The 14,528-nt window shown below is 64.3% G+C and carries 12 protein-coding genes and 1 tRNA gene; 4 read left to right on the top strand and 9 right to left on the bottom strand.

Translation table 11 applies throughout. The features are described from left to right. The first annotated feature begins 60 nt into the window (after positions 1–60). Positions 61–921, top strand: coding sequence for a transcription initiation factor IIB (locus tag IEY38_RS04990; protein WP_188975821.1), 861 nt, complete (start codon positions 61–63; stop codon positions 919–921). On the opposite strand, the gene IEY38_RS04985 is transcribed toward IEY38_RS04990, so the two are convergent. The 6 genes from IEY38_RS04985 to IEY38_RS04960 all read right to left on the bottom strand — a co-directional run bounded on the left by IEY38_RS04985 (position 900) and on the right by IEY38_RS04960 (position 6,088). Beyond that, complete coding sequence (locus IEY38_RS04985) at positions 900–1,610, bottom strand: MinD/ParA family ATP-binding protein (protein WP_188975819.1); 711 nt, start codon at positions 1,608–1,610, stop codon at positions 900–902. The two genes, IEY38_RS04990 and IEY38_RS04985, sit on opposite strands and share 22 nt — an antisense overlap. Continuing rightward, positions 1,607–2,374 carry a DUF7857 domain-containing protein gene (locus IEY38_RS04980; RefSeq protein ID WP_188975817.1) on the bottom strand — a complete coding sequence of 256 codons (768 nt, stop codon included), beginning with the start codon at positions 2,372–2,374 and terminating at the stop codon, positions 1,607–1,609. Before IEY38_RS04980 ends, IEY38_RS04985 begins: the two co-directional genes overlap by 4 nt. Positions 2,375–2,406: 32 nt before the next feature. Then, positions 2,407–3,216, bottom strand: coding sequence for a DUF7856 family protein (locus tag IEY38_RS04975; RefSeq protein ID WP_188975815.1), 810 nt, complete (start codon positions 3,214–3,216; stop codon positions 2,407–2,409). Next, a complete protein-coding gene (locus tag IEY38_RS04970) occupies positions 3,213–3,548 on the bottom strand; it encodes a DUF7855 family protein (protein ID WP_188975813.1) in 336 nt (111 codons plus the stop codon). The genes IEY38_RS04975 and IEY38_RS04970 overlap by 4 nt, the downstream gene beginning before the upstream one ends. 169 nt (positions 3,549–3,717) lie before the next feature. Beyond that, positions 3,718–3,990: a DUF7854 family protein gene (locus IEY38_RS04965; protein ID WP_188975811.1), complete on the bottom strand. Its 273-nt coding sequence runs from the start codon at positions 3,988–3,990 to the stop codon at positions 3,718–3,720. Position 3,991: 1 nt separating this feature from the next. Further along, a complete protein-coding gene (locus IEY38_RS04960) occupies positions 3,992–6,088 on the bottom strand; it encodes a minichromosome maintenance protein MCM (RefSeq protein WP_005536734.1) in 2,097 nt (698 codons plus the stop codon). 154 nt (positions 6,089–6,242) lie between these two features. Here IEY38_RS04960 and IEY38_RS04955 point away from each other — a divergent pair, with 154 nt between their 5' ends. Further along, complete coding sequence (locus tag IEY38_RS04955; protein WP_188975809.1) at positions 6,243–7,394, top strand: BMP family lipoprotein; 1,152 nt, start codon at positions 6,243–6,245, stop codon at positions 7,392–7,394. Next, complete coding sequence (locus IEY38_RS04950; protein ID WP_188975807.1) at positions 7,394–9,724, top strand: methyl-accepting chemotaxis protein; 2,331 nt, start codon at positions 7,394–7,396, stop codon at positions 9,722–9,724. Before IEY38_RS04955 ends, IEY38_RS04950 begins: the two co-directional genes overlap by 1 nt. A 222-nt stretch (positions 9,725–9,946) precedes the next feature. Here the strand turns inward: IEY38_RS04950 and IEY38_RS04945 are convergent. Both IEY38_RS04945 and IEY38_RS04940 read right to left on the bottom strand, forming a co-directional pair. Then, positions 9,947–10,019 (bottom strand) — tRNA-Pro (locus IEY38_RS04945). A 55-nt stretch (positions 10,020–10,074) separates the two neighbouring features. Further along, positions 10,075–11,949 (bottom strand): SLC13 family permease, encoded by a 1,875-nt coding sequence (locus tag IEY38_RS04940; protein ID WP_188976145.1) that lies wholly within the window; start codon positions 11,947–11,949, stop codon positions 10,075–10,077. A gap of 142 nt (positions 11,950–12,091) precedes the next feature. Between IEY38_RS04940 and IEY38_RS04935 the strand changes: the two genes are divergently transcribed. Continuing rightward, positions 12,092–12,265: a glycyl radical enzyme family protein gene (locus IEY38_RS04935; protein WP_005536738.1), complete on the top strand. Its 174-nt coding sequence runs from the start codon at positions 12,092–12,094 to the stop codon at positions 12,263–12,265. A 33-nt stretch (positions 12,266–12,298) separates the two neighbouring features. On the opposite strand, the gene IEY38_RS04930 is transcribed toward IEY38_RS04935, so the two are convergent. Beyond that, positions 12,299–14,491 (bottom strand): midas domain-containing protein, encoded by a 2,193-nt coding sequence (locus tag IEY38_RS04930; protein ID WP_188975805.1) that lies wholly within the window; start codon positions 14,489–14,491, stop codon positions 12,299–12,301. Between the last annotated feature and the right edge of the window lie 37 nt (positions 14,492–14,528).

The raw sequence follows: 14,528 nt of genomic DNA, 5'->3' as shown, positions 1-14,528 counted from the left end.
CGCCCGGAAACCCGCCTTTGCATCGGTTTTTTAACCCACCATCCGGCCGTAGGTGGAAACATGAGCACGACGGTAACGCAATGTCCGGAGTGTAACGGGTCAGTCAAACAGCAGGGCGTCGAATCGGTCTGTGGCAGTTGCGGGCTGGTCGTCGGCGAAGACGCTATCGATCCCGGACCGGAGTGGCGGTCGTTCAACGATGACGACACTGACCGGGCACGCACGGGTGCGCCGCTGACGCGGTCGCGCCACGACCGCGGGCTCTCGACGAAGATCGGGCGGTCGACGCGACTGAAAGGGCGCAAGCGCCGTCAGTTCGCTCGCCTCCGCCGCGAACACAACCGCGCCCAGATAAGCTCGAAACGGGAGCGAAACAAGGTGTACGCCTTCACCGAGATCCGCCGTATCGTCGGCTCGATGGCGCTCTCGGACGCGATCCGTGACCGGGCATGCGTGCTGTTCGAGTCCGCACAGAACGAGGCCCTGCTGCAGGGACGAACGCTAGAAGGGTTCGCGGCCGCAGCTATCTACGCCACCTGCCGGACCGAAGGCGTCGCCCGGACTGTCGACGAACTCTGTACTGTCGCCAAGGCGACCCGGGCGGAGCTCCGCGCGGCGTACGACGCCTTGAATAGGGAACTCGGATTGCCGACTGGTCCGATTGATCCCCGTGAGTACGTCCCCCGATTCGCGACGGCGCTGGACCTGCCGACGGCGGTCCGCCAGCGAGCGGAACGGCTCGTCGACGAGGCACAGGACCGTGGCCTAGTCAGCGGGCGGAACCCGGCCGGCGTCGCGGCGGCGTGTCTCTACACCGCAGCCCAAGAGCAGGACGTGGCGCTCACGCAGGCCGAGGCGGCAGAAACGGCGGACGTAACGCCGGTCACGCTCCGTGGCACCTACACCGAGCTACAGGAGTAGACGGCGTCAGCGAGTGATTCGAGCGAGTTCTCGGCCGGCGTGTCTGGCGCTGTGTTTCGGAGCGGCTGTCCATGCGCTTGTGCCGTCGCTAGCGTCTCACTCTCCGGGATAGCGACGGCTGGCGCACCGAACCGGTCCGCGACGGCCCCGGTCACAGGGTTCGAACCGGCACGGTTGAGGACGACCCGACAGAGTCCGGCGTCGAGTTCGCGAGCCAGCGCCCGGACCCGGAGCGCGTCAGCGAGCGCCGCGCCTTCCGGCGTCGTGACGAGTACCGCAGCGTCGGCGGCTGCGAGTGGGAGCCCCACGTCGGCGTGCATCCCCGCCGGCGAGTCGACGATGACCCAGCGATAGGTCCGCTCCAGCGCGGCGAACACGTCTGTGAGGCCCTGCAAGTCGGCACTTCGAGCGCCGGCCAGCGTTCGTCCGCATGGGACCAGAGTCACGGGGCCGTCCTCTCGGACAGCCTCGTGCGGGTCGGCGCGGTCGGCAAGAACGTCGTGTAGGTCAGGGCCGTGACTGGACGGAAGGTCCGCCATCCCGAGGTCGCCGTCGACGACGATGCTGCCCGCGTTTGCGAACGAGTCCCCGCTGTCAGTCCGCTCGAGCGCATTGAGTTCCGCCGCGAGATTGTACGCAATAGTAGACTTGCCGACGCCGCCCTTACCGCCGGTGACTGCCACGATCATGCCAAGCTGGACAGGGTCTCGGTCGGCACCGTAGCAGCCGCTCGTCGGTCGGCGAGCCGCTCAGCCCGCCGAGCCAGCGACCGGAGCATTTGCTCGTCAGTGTCGCCGCGGGCCGCAACTGTCCGGACGCCGGACAGCCCGTCCGCCGCACGAACTGCGGCTGTCGCTGCCGACAGCGAGTCCGCCTCGGCCAGCCGCTCGGCACGGTCGACCCGTCGAGCAACGGTTTCGAGCCACTGCGAGACAGCGTCTGGAAGGTGCTGATCCGGTCGCTGGCCGATCGAAGTCCTCGACTCGGCTGACGGTTGGCGTCCCTCTGGCTGCGGTTCGATGTCCCGCTCGGATGCAGGGCTGGCCGGCCCAGCGCTCGCGGTCTCGGCCGCTCGTACCGACTCGGCTGTTGGGACAGCGTCAGCAGGTGGTGACGGATCGCCCAGTTCCCTGAGGACGGCATCTGCGGAGTCGAGTCGCTCGTCCGCTGAGGTCGTATCGGATGCCGGATCGGCGCGCACCAGCTCCGCCGGCTGGTCAGACGGTGGAGCCGGCGTCGCGTACCCAAGCGCGTGTGTCCCCGGCCTGACGACCCCTTCAAACCCGCCCTCCGACCAGCCGGCCTCGGGAACGCCCTGCGTTCTCGGCGGCCAGAGCGGGCCATCAAGACGGTTCCGGACAGTAATTCGAGTCAGTTCGGGGATATCGCCGACAGTGGCCGTGACGAGCGTCACGCCGTCGACTCGCTCGGCGCGACAGTCGAAGGTAACCATAGAGGCGGTGGCCTGACCTTCTGATTTAAAACTCAGCAACGGACGACAGGGGCGTCGAGACAGTCAGATGCAGCCGTCGGCGATCTGAACCGATCCGTTTCGAGGACGACCGGTGCGGGCGTTCTGGCGACTCGGAGTACACCCAGCGCGGCCGGTACTGGATCAGCGTCGAGCGGGCTGTCCGGAACTGGCCCCGGAACGGCTTCGATGGCCTGAGCGAACGTCTCGGTGCATCGGTCGACGAGGGTCGCCCGTGCGCGCCGCCGGAGGTTGGCCAGTTCGTCGGCAAGTCGGCGTTGTTTCTCAAGCGTGTCCCGGTAGGCGCGTGCCCGCTCCCGGCGGAGTTCGCGAGTCTCTCTGGCGGCAGTCCGTCGAGTCTCCCGTTCGCTCAATTCCGTCGCCGCGTCCCGGAGAGCGGCCCGTGCCGCTTCGTCGTCCGCACCGACCGCCTGCCGAGCGGTGAGACGACCGCGGTGGGTCGCGACCGCTTCCTGCAGGCCGTCGATGGTCGACTCCGGGACGGGGTCGACAGGGTCCGGTAGCTCCGGCGGCGGGGGTTCAAGCTCGGCCAGTTGAGCGCGGCGGTCCGCGATAGCGTCGTCCTGCGGGGTTTCGTATCCCCGTGACCGGGCGGCAGCCGCGAGTGCAGTCCGCGTTCGGAGTCCCATCGACGGGTGGACGTGTCCGACGTACGCGTACACGGCCGGTGGCTCCGGGCAGGACACGACCGGAAAACGCCGCTGTCCACGGATGCTTGCGGCGATGGTTCGACCGCCGACGTTTCGGGTTCGGAGGTCGACGACAGCGCCCGTGTACGTGGTTCCAGCGACGCGGAGCTTCACAGATCGACGCCTCGGAGTTGGTCCGGTTCCGGGAGGTCACGTCCCGACGCGAACCGCTCGTAGGGCGTTGCCGGTTCCTCGCGTGCCTCGTACCGCTTGGCCGCCTCGCGGACGTGCTTCGGGACATCTGTCGGTTCGAACGGCTCGACGTGCTCGATCTGAACGTCGAGCCTGTGTTTCTCATGCAGCCGGAGCGCCTGAAAGGCCCCGAACTCGGTTCCGGAGAACAACGCTGCTCTCCCGAACTGCCGAACGACACAGTCTTCGTGGGCACGACAGACGTTCCGCAGGTCTCTACGTGCTGCCCGAGAGTACGTGACGACGAGTAGCACTGGGTAGACATTGTTATAATTACTATAAAATTTTACTGAATTGAATGTGTTTTAGCCTGAATACATATGGGAATCGGAAAGAAAGATAGGGGAGACAATCGCGTTCGAGAGTCAGCACTGGCACGAGATATGTGCTACACCGACAGCGGCTACGGTGCTGGAAAATTCCTTACTCGACGACTGTAACGGTAAATTCGCCGGCATCCGCGACGAGGTCACGAACCCGCTCGCGAGCCGCTGTCTCGGATGGCGCAAGGACGACGAGTCCGTCCACGGCGGCCCCGCCGCTTGCTCGGTAGGCCTGCAGGTCGCCCTCGAACTCAGTCGCGTAGGTCCGGAGCGTCCCGCGAACGTCCCGTTCGAGGTCACTGAGCGACCGCGACCCGGCCTCGAACTCGGCCAGCGCCTCCTCGATATTGCGGAGTGCGGAGATACGGTCCATATCAGGTCGTCCGAAGGTGATCCGTCCGGGGCTCGTACACCTCGCCTTTCTGTTTCAGCTTGTCAATTTCGTGTTCGGCCTTCGACTCGTCGATACCGACCTCTTCGGCGCGTTCGATGACTACGTCGGCGGGTGCGCCCTCATCGTACTCGTCCTCGATGTCGGAGATGATGCCTTTGATGTTCTGGATGCGGTCGCGCTGGGTCTTCGACTGGCCGGTCTCGACCACGTCGGCGTCGAACTCGCCGGTCTCGGGATCGACACCGATCTCCTTCAGGCAGTAGTGGGCGATGTCGACTGCCCGGTCGGCGTCGGCTTCGTCGACGGTGTCAGAGAGACGTATGCGTGCAGAGGCTTCAGCAAGCCGGACCAGCGCCTCCAGCTTCCGGGCAGTAACGGGTACCGGTGCGTCCTCGTCCTGCCCCTTCATCCGCAGATCGACGTAGAAATCTTCGATACGGCTCTTTGCCTCCTCGGTCATCGTCGGGAAGCAGTTTCGCTTGGCGTAGGCGACGTACTTCCGGAGGAGGTCCGGTTCGATTGTCGGTGCGACCTCCTCAGTGACGGTGCCGACCTCCTCCTCGCTGAAGTTCGAGGTCGGGTTCTCCGTCCGATGGGTGTGAAGTTCGCCGGCGTAGTTGGTCTGGATGATGTGCTCGGCGAGGTTGCGGTCCTTCTCCTCGTCGGGCTTGTCCGTCACGGTGAAGATGAGGTCGAACCGCGAGATGAGCGCCGGTTCGAGGTCTATCTGCTCACCGATGGGTTCGTACTGGTCGAAGCGGCCGTACTTGGGGTTGGCCGCGCCCAGCAGCGAACAGCGGGATTTGAGTGTCGCGTTAATACCGGCCTTGGAGACGCTGATACGCTGCTGTTCCAGCGCCTCGTGCATTGCCGAACGATCTTCGGGAGACATCTTATCGAGTTCGTCGATAGCGGCGATACCCTGATCAGCGAGCACGAGCGCGCCCGCTTCCAGCGTCCACTGCTGGCCGTCGCCGAAGTCGTCGCGAACGGCGGCCGCGGTAAGCCCCGCGCTCGATGACCCTTTGCCGGAGGTGTAGACAGAGCGGGGCGCAATATTCTCGATATATGATAGCATCTGGCTCTTCCCTGTTCCCGGGTCTCCTATCAGCAACATATGGAGGTCCCCACGTATTCGAGAGCCGTCAGGTAGCTCCTTCGTCACGCCGGAGAAGAGCTGGAGCATCATCGCGAGCTTCTCTTTCTCGTAGCCGTAGATAGAGGGGGCAATGGCCCCGACCATCTTGTCGTAGATATCGGATTCGTTGGAGAGTTCGACGATCTCCTTCTTGTCGGCATCGGTGATCTCCATGTCCTCGAACTGCTCGTCCTCGATTTCGACGCTGACGCCCTCCATGTAGATGTCGAACATCGGGGACTTCTCGTTGTCGTTGCCCCGCTGGTCGAGTTTGAGGATGCCGGTCACGCGGACGTGGTCACCGGCGGTGACGTGGCCCGTGATGTCGTCCTCGATGTTGATGTCGATTGACTGGGGCGTCTCCCCGCCACGCAGTCCCTCAGGAGATTCCTGCACTCGGAGCTTCTGCGCGTCGATGAACTGGGACTGGTCGGTGTTGAGCCGGAACGGCCCTTGCCGTTCACAGCCCTGGCAGTCGTGCGGTTCCTGAAAGTCGCCGGCGGTCTGTGGAATACGCGTGAGCGTCCCACAGCGCTGGCACTCGAAGGCTGCCTCGATGACTTTCGGACGCACATCGGTCGCTTTCCGGATGATCCCACGGACGGCGACGAGGTTCCCGTGGTGTTCGTGGCGCAGGTCGCGGATGTCCTCGGATTCGGGGAGGTTCCGGACGCGGACGTGGGCCTGTCCAAGCGAGACATCGACCGGAAGATCGTACAGTCGAAGCGCCTCCTCGGCGTACTCCTGAATCTGCTCGGGCTTGGTTCGGTAGTCGTCGGCCAGATCCGGGTCGAAGCGATAGAGATCGTCCCAGTCGATATACAGCGATTTCTGGTCGTTGGGGTATTTCTGGGCGAGCTCACCGATCTCGTTGCGGTAGTAGTTGCGGTAGAACTCCTCGAAGCGGTCGATGAGTTCGGTGTTCTCGGCGGTCGCCATTTGAGTGGACAGTGGTTATGCCCACTGGCCTAAGAAGGTTCGCAAACCGGGGTGGAACTGAAATGAGGAGGGACGGAGGGATATCAGTATCAGTGTCGAGAATTGGGTCCAGTGATTTTTGCTGGTATGTTGGTTTACTCGGAATAGAATACCCGTGCGCGAGCAAAATATCACAAGACGTCGGCTTCTCGCCAGCGGCGGCGCGGCCGCGACCGCGGCACTCGCCGGTTGTGCAGGCCGCTTCGAGAATTTCGTTGGGAGCGGAGAAGGAGATGAGGGTCCGAGCGATAGCCAGCAAGCGACCGCTAGCGGCATCGACGAGAGCGATGCCGCGGCGACTGTCGGGATGGTGTATGCGCTGGGCGGGCTCGATGACCGCTCATTCAACGATGCAGCGAATCGTGGCATTCAGCGCGCACGCCTCGATGACGGGGTCGAGTACACGAACCATGAGCCAAAGAGTGTCCCCGGATTCGCCGAGGTACAGGCCGAACTAGCGAGTTCGACGAATCCGTCGTACGACCTAGTCTGTTGTATCGGATTCCTGCAGGCGGAGGGGCTGTCTGAGGTCGCATCGGAGTACACGGACCAGCAGTTCATGATCGTCGATTCCGTCGTGGACGACGACAACGTGGCGAGTTACGTGTTCCGCGAGCACGAAGGGTCGTTTCAGGCCGGGAACCTCGCCGGGCTGCTCACGACCAGAGACGTCAACCTCGGTGCGGGTGCGACGAACCCGAAAGAGACGACTGTCGGGTTCGTCGGTGGTGTCGACCAGCCGCTCATCCACAAATTCGAGGCCGGCTTCAAGACCGGTGTCGCACACGCGAACGCGGACGTCGATGTCCTCACGGAGTACCTCGGGAACTTCGACGACGTGCAAGGTGCCCGCGACATCGCAGCCGGGATGTACGACGACGGAGCAGACATCGTCTACCACGCGGCGGGTGGCGCAGGTGTTGGCATCTTCCAGGCCGCACAGGCCCACGGGCGATACGCTATTGGGGTAGACTCGGACCAGTCCCGGAGTAACCCCCGGTACGCGGACGTCGTGCTCGCGAGCATGGTCAAGCGAGTAAACGTCGCAGTCTACGACGCGGCAACAGCGACGGTCGCGGACAGCCTTCCCACTGGTGAGGTGGTCTCTCTCGGGCTGGACAGTGACGGCGTCGGCATCGTCTATGGCACCTCTCTCGAGCCGGCGATTCCCGACGACGTCAGGGAGGCGCTGTCGACGTCACGGGAGCAGATCGCCGCCGGCGACATCGTCGTTCCCACTGAGCGCTCCAGCACGGGTGGTGCCTGATGGCGGGCGGTCCACTCGACGGACTGGCGAGTGCACTTGATCGGGTCGCCCCCGAGTTCGTCCGGCAGCGGTTCGCTGCGAAGTTCGCTGTTGCGTTCCTCGCCGTGTCGCTCGTCATCGCGGGCGCTGGCGCGTTCACGTTTCAGGCGACATCCACGGCAGTCGAACAACAGACGACCGAACAGCTCGCCGAGACCAGTCAGCTGGAGGGGGACTCTATCGGCTCGTGGGTTGAACAGCAACGCACGCACACACGATCCATTTCGCAAGGTGAACCGCTCCGGAGCGACCGGCGCGCTGCGGCGTATATCCTGCTGCAGGACCAGCTACTGCCTGACGATGTTGTCAGTATGCATCTCGTAAACGACACGCGTGGCGAGGTGGTCGCCAGCACGGAACTCCCACTTGAGGGGCGGTCGCTGTCCGAACTTGACGCCCCGTGGACGAACGCGGAAGTGCCGGAGGGACCCGGGAACAACACACAGGTCTGGTCGAGTAGTCGGTCGTACCGCTCACCGGTCCTCAACGACGAACCCGTGATGGCGTTCGCTAGCTCGGTCCCGAAGCGCGACGGCTCGCACCTCGTCGTCGTCACACGCATCCAGAGTCAGGTCGACCGGCTCAGCGATACAAATTCGACGAAGGAAACCACGATTCTGAACACCAACGACGAGACGGTACTGAACATCGACCGCGAGTTCGATGCTGACACCCACAGCGGGAGCCTCGCGGCGATCCGCGATGCGAACGGTACTGCAGCGCCGGTGACAGCGGTGTCCGATGGTCGCGTGTACGCGTTCGCGCCCGTCCCGACCACCAACTGGGTCACGGTGACGAGCCTGGACACGGCACAGGCGTTCAGTGTCCGTGACACGGTCGGACAGACGGTCGGACTGCTTGTCCTGCTGGCGCTCGTTTCGTTGTCGGCTGTCGGCCTCGTACTCGGGAAACGCACGGTCGATCCGCTGAAGCAGTTGCGGGACCGTGCTGAACGCATCGAGGCCGGCGACTTCGATGTCGACCTCTCGACGAACCGCGCCGACGAAATCGGCCGCCTCTACGGGACGTTCGACGATATGCGGATCTCTCTCCAGAACCGCATTCAGGAAGCGGAGGAGGCAGTCGAGGAAGCGAAGGCGGCGCGGTCGGAAGCCGAAGAACTGCGTACGGAAGCGGAGGACGCACGAGCAGAGGCAGAGGAAGCCAGCCAGCGCCTGCAGGAGCGCGCCGCCGAGTACAGTGCGGTGATGCAAGAGATCGCTGACGGTGACCTCACGAAGCGACTCGATGAGGACGCGGAGGAGACGGCGATGCGAGAAGTCGCAGTCGAGTTCAACGCGATGCTCGACGGGCTCGAAGCCACCGTCAGCGAAGTCGCGGCGTTCGCCGATGAAGTCGCGAATGCCACGATCGAGGTCGCGACTGGGGCCGAAGAAATCGAGACGACGAGCCAGACCGTCAGCGACCGCATACAGGAGATCGCGGACGGCGCTATCAGACAGCACGACGATCTCGAGGAGGCCGCCGCCGAGATGGACGAGCTATCGGCGAGCATCGAGGAGGTCGCAGCGTCGTCGACGACAGTCGCAGAGACGGCCAGAGAAGCTGTCGACCGTGGCGAAACGGGCCGGGAGGCCGCCGAGTCGGCCATTGACGACATGGCGGAAATCGAGTCCCGGTCGGCAGACGCGGTCGACCAGATTCTCGCGCTGCAGGAGCGCATGGACGACATCGGCGAGATCGTCGACTTCATCTCGGATATCGCCGAGCAGACGAACATGCTCGCCCTGAACGCCAACATCGAGGCCGCCCGCGCAGACAAGGACGGCGAGGGCTTCGCTGTTGTCGCCGACGAGGTCAAGAGCCTCGCAGAGGAGACGAAACAGGCGGCAGCAGAGATAGAAGCCGAAATCGCCGCCGTACAGACGGAGACCGACGAGACTGTCACGGACATCCGCGCGACCAGCGACCACATCGACACCGGTGTCGAGACTGTCCGCGAGGCTGCCGACGCGATCGAGGATACCGTCGACGCGATCGAGAACGCCAACGACGGTATTCAGGAGATTGCGGACGCGACCGAGGACCAAGCCGACGCGACGCAGAGCGTTGTCCACCGCGTTGACGGAGTGTCCGAGATCAGTCAGAACGTGACGGAGGACGCCGAGCAGGTATCGGCAGCCGCCGAGGAGCAGTCCGCGTCCGTCGCTGAAATCGCTCAGAGCGCGGACGAACTCCGTGATCGTGCCGACTCGCTGGCCGAGACTGTCGATCAGTTCGACACCAGCGGCAGCGCAGACGACCACAGCGATACCGACAGCCAGCGATAAACACACCGCGCGTTCGCCCCTGATCGGACTGGCGACTAGCGCGATGCGATTTCGTGATGGATTCTTTTCGCAGTGTCGCCCGGGGATTCGCTACGGAGATGGTGGCGAGGCCTGGCCGTGGCTACGAGTATGAGCAGCGATGGCAGTAAGGGACTGCCAGAACAGGGCGCTGGAAAGTTAGCGGTAAAGGCGACAAAAAGGTCGCTTTCGGTATCGCAGGTATGGGATCGCCCAGATTTGAACTAGGGGCGCGGGCACCCAAGGCCCGAAGGTTACCAAGCTACCCCACGATCCCGTACTACCTTCTCGACTCGACAGCGTGTAAAGCGTTTCGTTGCAAGGCGGCCGTGTCATGCGGGAGCGAGGCCCCAGAAATACGCGATGCCGAGCGTCGTCGCGACAGCAAATACGGCCTGTAGCGGCGCACCGACCTTCAGATAGTCGGTGAATCGGTACCCACCGGGGCCGTAGACGAGGAGGTTCGTCTGGTAGCCGACCGGCGTCATGAACGCCGTCGATGCGGCGAACGTAACGGCGAGGACGAAGGCGAAGGCGTTGGCGTTCAGTTGCTGGGCAGTTTCGATAGCCACCGGGATCATCAGGACGACGGAAGCGTTGTTCGAGATGATGTTCGTCAGCAGCGCCGTGACGAGATACATCAGACCGAGGACGACGGCGAGGCCGCCCCCGGCGGTGAGGATGCTGCCGGCACCCATGACGAACAGCTCCGCGAGCAGATCAGCGCCGCCGGTCTCCTGCAAGGCGACACCCAGCGGGATGACGCCGGCGAGCAGGAAGACGACGTCCCACTGGACAGCGTCGTACAGCTCTGGCGGGCGGAGACAGCCGGTGAGGACCATCGCCAGCGCACCCCCGAGCGCCGAAATGACGATGTGAATCGGGGTCAGCGCCGCGACACCGACGACGGCGGCGACGATGCCGATTGCGACAGGGATCTTCGACTGGCGGAAGTCCGGTCGTTCGACCTCCTGAGCGACGATGAAGTCGTTGTTGCGGTTGAGGCGGTCGATGCTGTCGGGGGTGGCCTGCACCAGAAGCGTATCGCCGATGCGGAGTTTGACGTGGTCCATCCGCTGGCGGTACAGTTCCTGCCCGTGGCGAAGTGCCAGCACGGTCGCGTCGTAGCGCTGGCGGAAGTTGGTGGAGACGAGCGTCTCGCCGATGAGCGAGGAGCCGGGAGCGACGACGACCTCGACGAGGTTCTTTCGCTCGGTTGCGGTTTCCAGTTCCGCGTCGTCGACCTCGACCTCGGGAATCACGTCCAGCCCTTCGACATCGAGGAGATCGACGAGCGTGTCCCGGCCCGTCCGAACGGCGAAGACGTCACCGGCTCGGATCGCTTTCTGGCCGAACGGTTCGAGGAACGTGCGTTTCTCGCGGACCAGCTGGACGATGTCCACGTCGAACTCCGAGACTCTGAGCGCCTCCTCGACAGTCTGGCCGATCAGCGGAGAGTCTTCGCGGACGACAACTTCGGTCAGGTACTCACCCATCTCGAACTCCTCAGTGAGATCCTCCTCAGCCGGGATACGCGACGGGATCAGATAGCGCCCGACGGTAAGGAGATAAACCGTTCCGATGACGGTCACAATGATGCCGAGCTGGGTGAACTCGAACATGCTGAACGGGTGGCCGATCAGTTCCGCCGAGAGTTGCGAGGCGAGGATGTTTGTCGAGGTGCCGATGAGCGTCAACATCCCGCCGAACATCGAGGCATAGGACAGCGGCAGCAGTAGTTTCGATGGTGAGAGTTTCCCCTTGTGCGCGATATCGGTGACCATCGGCAGGAGGATAGCGACGGCAGCGGTGTTGTTGATGAACCCGGAGATAGGCGCGACCAGCCCGACGGTCGCACCGAGCTGTTTCGTTTCGCTATCCCCGGTCAGGGAGGCGATTTTCGCGCCGAGGATCTGGACGATGCCGGTCCGCTGGACGCCGTCGGAGAGAATGAACATCGCCAGCACGGTTATCGTCGCTGTCGAGGCAAAGCCCGAGAGCCCGCGATCCAGCGGCGAAATCCCATCGCCGGCCTGATGTAACACGTACACCGGTTCGGCGAGCAGCCCGGCATCGGCCGCAAATACCGTCACCGGCTCGGCCAGCATCAGCGCGACCATGACGGCGATAGCGGTCACGTCGACTGGCAGCGCCTCCGTCGCAAACAGCACCAACGCGGCGACGATGACCGCGAACACGAACAACATCCCCGGCGTGACAGGTGGCAGCGACACGTCTGTCCCCTGCGGAGCCAGTGACAAAAGGATGGGTCGTTTGCGAGCGTGGGCGTCCGCTCACACCCTGCTCCGGCGGCCGACGTTTATCCCTGTCCGGGCCGAATTGGTCACAATGAGCCTTTTCAACGATCTCGGTCGAAAAGTCGAGGAGCTGAAACAGGAGGTCGGAAACGCGACCGACGACGAAGCCACCCACCGGTGTATCGAGTGTGATACGCTCCTCTACACAGACCACGACGAGTGTCCCGAATGTGGGAGCACGTCGGTCATACCCCTGTCTGACTAGCAACAGCGAGGAACCCGGCCGGAGTCGCGTCGCTCACCGCGTCGGGCCGTCACGACCCAGGTCTTCGAGCAGGGCGTCGTAGCTCCGTCCGAACACCGCCTGTTTTCTGAGCGAGGTTATCGCGACCTGGAAAACGGGGACGGCGAACTGCCCGGCCGGTCCGCCGACGACGACGGCCGCTTCGTGGTCCGTTTCATCGCTCCATTCGCCGTCGAGTTGCCGAACGAGTACCTCGCCGAAGTAGCCGCCGAGTTCCCGCACGACACTGGTGAACGCGCGGTCGTCGAACGACGCGTCGCTCCCGAACGTCGTTTCGGCGAAGCGCTCGTCGTCCCACTCCGCGTCGACCAAGTCGTCGAGGCGTGACAGCGAGGTCGGCGAGAAATCGAGGTCGTGTTCGCCCCAGAAGTCGGCGAACTCGACAGCGGTATCGGCGTGCTCCGCGCGGACCGTGCCGGGGTCCCACGAGCGGGCCGTCGAGCCAGCGGTCGGGTCGCTGTCAGTGGAAGCGGACAGTTCACTCTCGTTGGTGGCCGCTGTCGCAGCCGTCTCGTCAGTGGTCACGTCCTGTGACGGTGCATTACCAGTGGCACCAGACGCCTCGACATCCTCGGCAGGGGCCGATGTGTCACTGTCATCAAACAGTTCCCTAGCGTCGGATTCTGCACCGGCTGCCGGCTCGTCATCGACCGTCTCGGCATCAGCTGCGTCTGCAAGTGGCTCGTCGACCGCGGTTTCGGAACCCGCCGCGTCTGAATCGTCGTCTGCCGACGCATCCGGCGAGCTATCGGGATTCGATTCACTGTCCGTCGATTCATCGAGATCCTCGGCGTCGGCCGTGTCCGTCGCTGCTTCGTCGGCGGATGTGTCAGTTGCTGCCCCCGTGGGCGTGTTGTCGCCGGTTCCGTCTTCGTCGCGGGAGTCGGCAGCCGAGTCTTCGGCCGGAGTCTCGGCCGCTGGCGCATCGTTCGAAGGGTCCGCTGTGGCACTGTCGACCGTTGGCTCCGCCTCGTCGATGTAAGCGGCCGCTTCGTCGGCCGTAATCGTATCATCGCCCGTCATCTCTTCATCAGCCGTGACCGCATCATCGCCCGTCGTCTCGCCAGCAGCAGTCGTGTCGGCAGTCGATCCATCCGCAGAGGCGTCGAGCGGTGGCTCCGTCACCGGTGTTTCAGCCGTTGTTTGATCAGCAGCGATGTCATCCGCCGGCTGCTCGACGGCGGTGTCGGTGGTCGACCCCGCGTCGGTTGCGCCGATAGTCGATTCGTCGCCGGCGGTTTCAGCGGCCGGCGGCTCGCTGTCGGCATCATCTGTCGCTGAATCGGTCGTATCGGGAACTGCGTTCCCGCCGATATCGGCAGTCGAGCCGTCAGCTTCGTTGTCCGATGGAGCCTCGTGCTCTGGCTCGTCAGTACCCCCACTGACGACAGGCGTGGGGTCAGTGTCGTCCGACCGGTCGCCCGTTTCCGACTCGGATTCGATCCGCCGGACGATTCGGGTCGGCTCCGTCTCGATAGCCTGGGACGAATCGGAGCCAGCGGTATCGGCGGCAGTTGTCTCACCCCGCTCGTCTGTCGCCGCCGGTTCGGGAGACGCGCCGCGCTCGTCAGTCTGTCCGTCGTCGACGCGGCTAACGACCCGCGTCGGTTCGGAGACGGCGCTGTCGGTGTCGGTTTCGTCCGCCCCCAGGTCTGCCGGTCCGTCGCCTTCGGGACTCCGGATGCCACCCAGTGCCAGTTCGGATTCCAGCCGCGTCACGACAGCCGCAAACACCGGCTCGTCGCCGAACGAGCGGGCGGCCACGTCGAACACCGCGACCGCCACCTCGTCGTCCGGCCCGGTAACGGCGACGCCCCACCGACCGTCGGACTGGACCCACTCGCCGTCGTAGGCTCGCACGAGGAGTTCACCGAGATAGCTCCCGAACCGAACCGTGTTCTCAGTGTAGGTCGTCACACTCGCGTCATCGCCCGCGGTTCTGCCGTCGTAGCTCTCCTCAATGGCCGTATCGAGGCGCGCGAGCGCGTCGGGGTCGAACGTCAGCGGGTCCGCGCCGCCGACGACGTGCTCGGCGTACTCCCGGAACGTCGTCGGGTCGAGCGTCGCCGTATCCAAGAGTCCCGGCCCATCATCGGACGGCGGGTCGCCCCCGGCCGCCTGCTCGTCCCCGTCGGTCGACGAGTCATCGCCACCGACGGCGCGACGGATCGTATCGAACAGGCCCATGGACACCGGAAGTGCGTGCCGCTACAAGAATGTACGC

The organism is Haloarcula sebkhae, assembly GCF_014647415.1.
GTDB classification, from domain to species: Archaea; Halobacteriota; Halobacteria; order Halobacteriales; family Haloarculaceae; genus Haloarcula; species Haloarcula sebkhae.
This window is presented reverse-complemented; position numbering and strand designations above follow the sequence as displayed.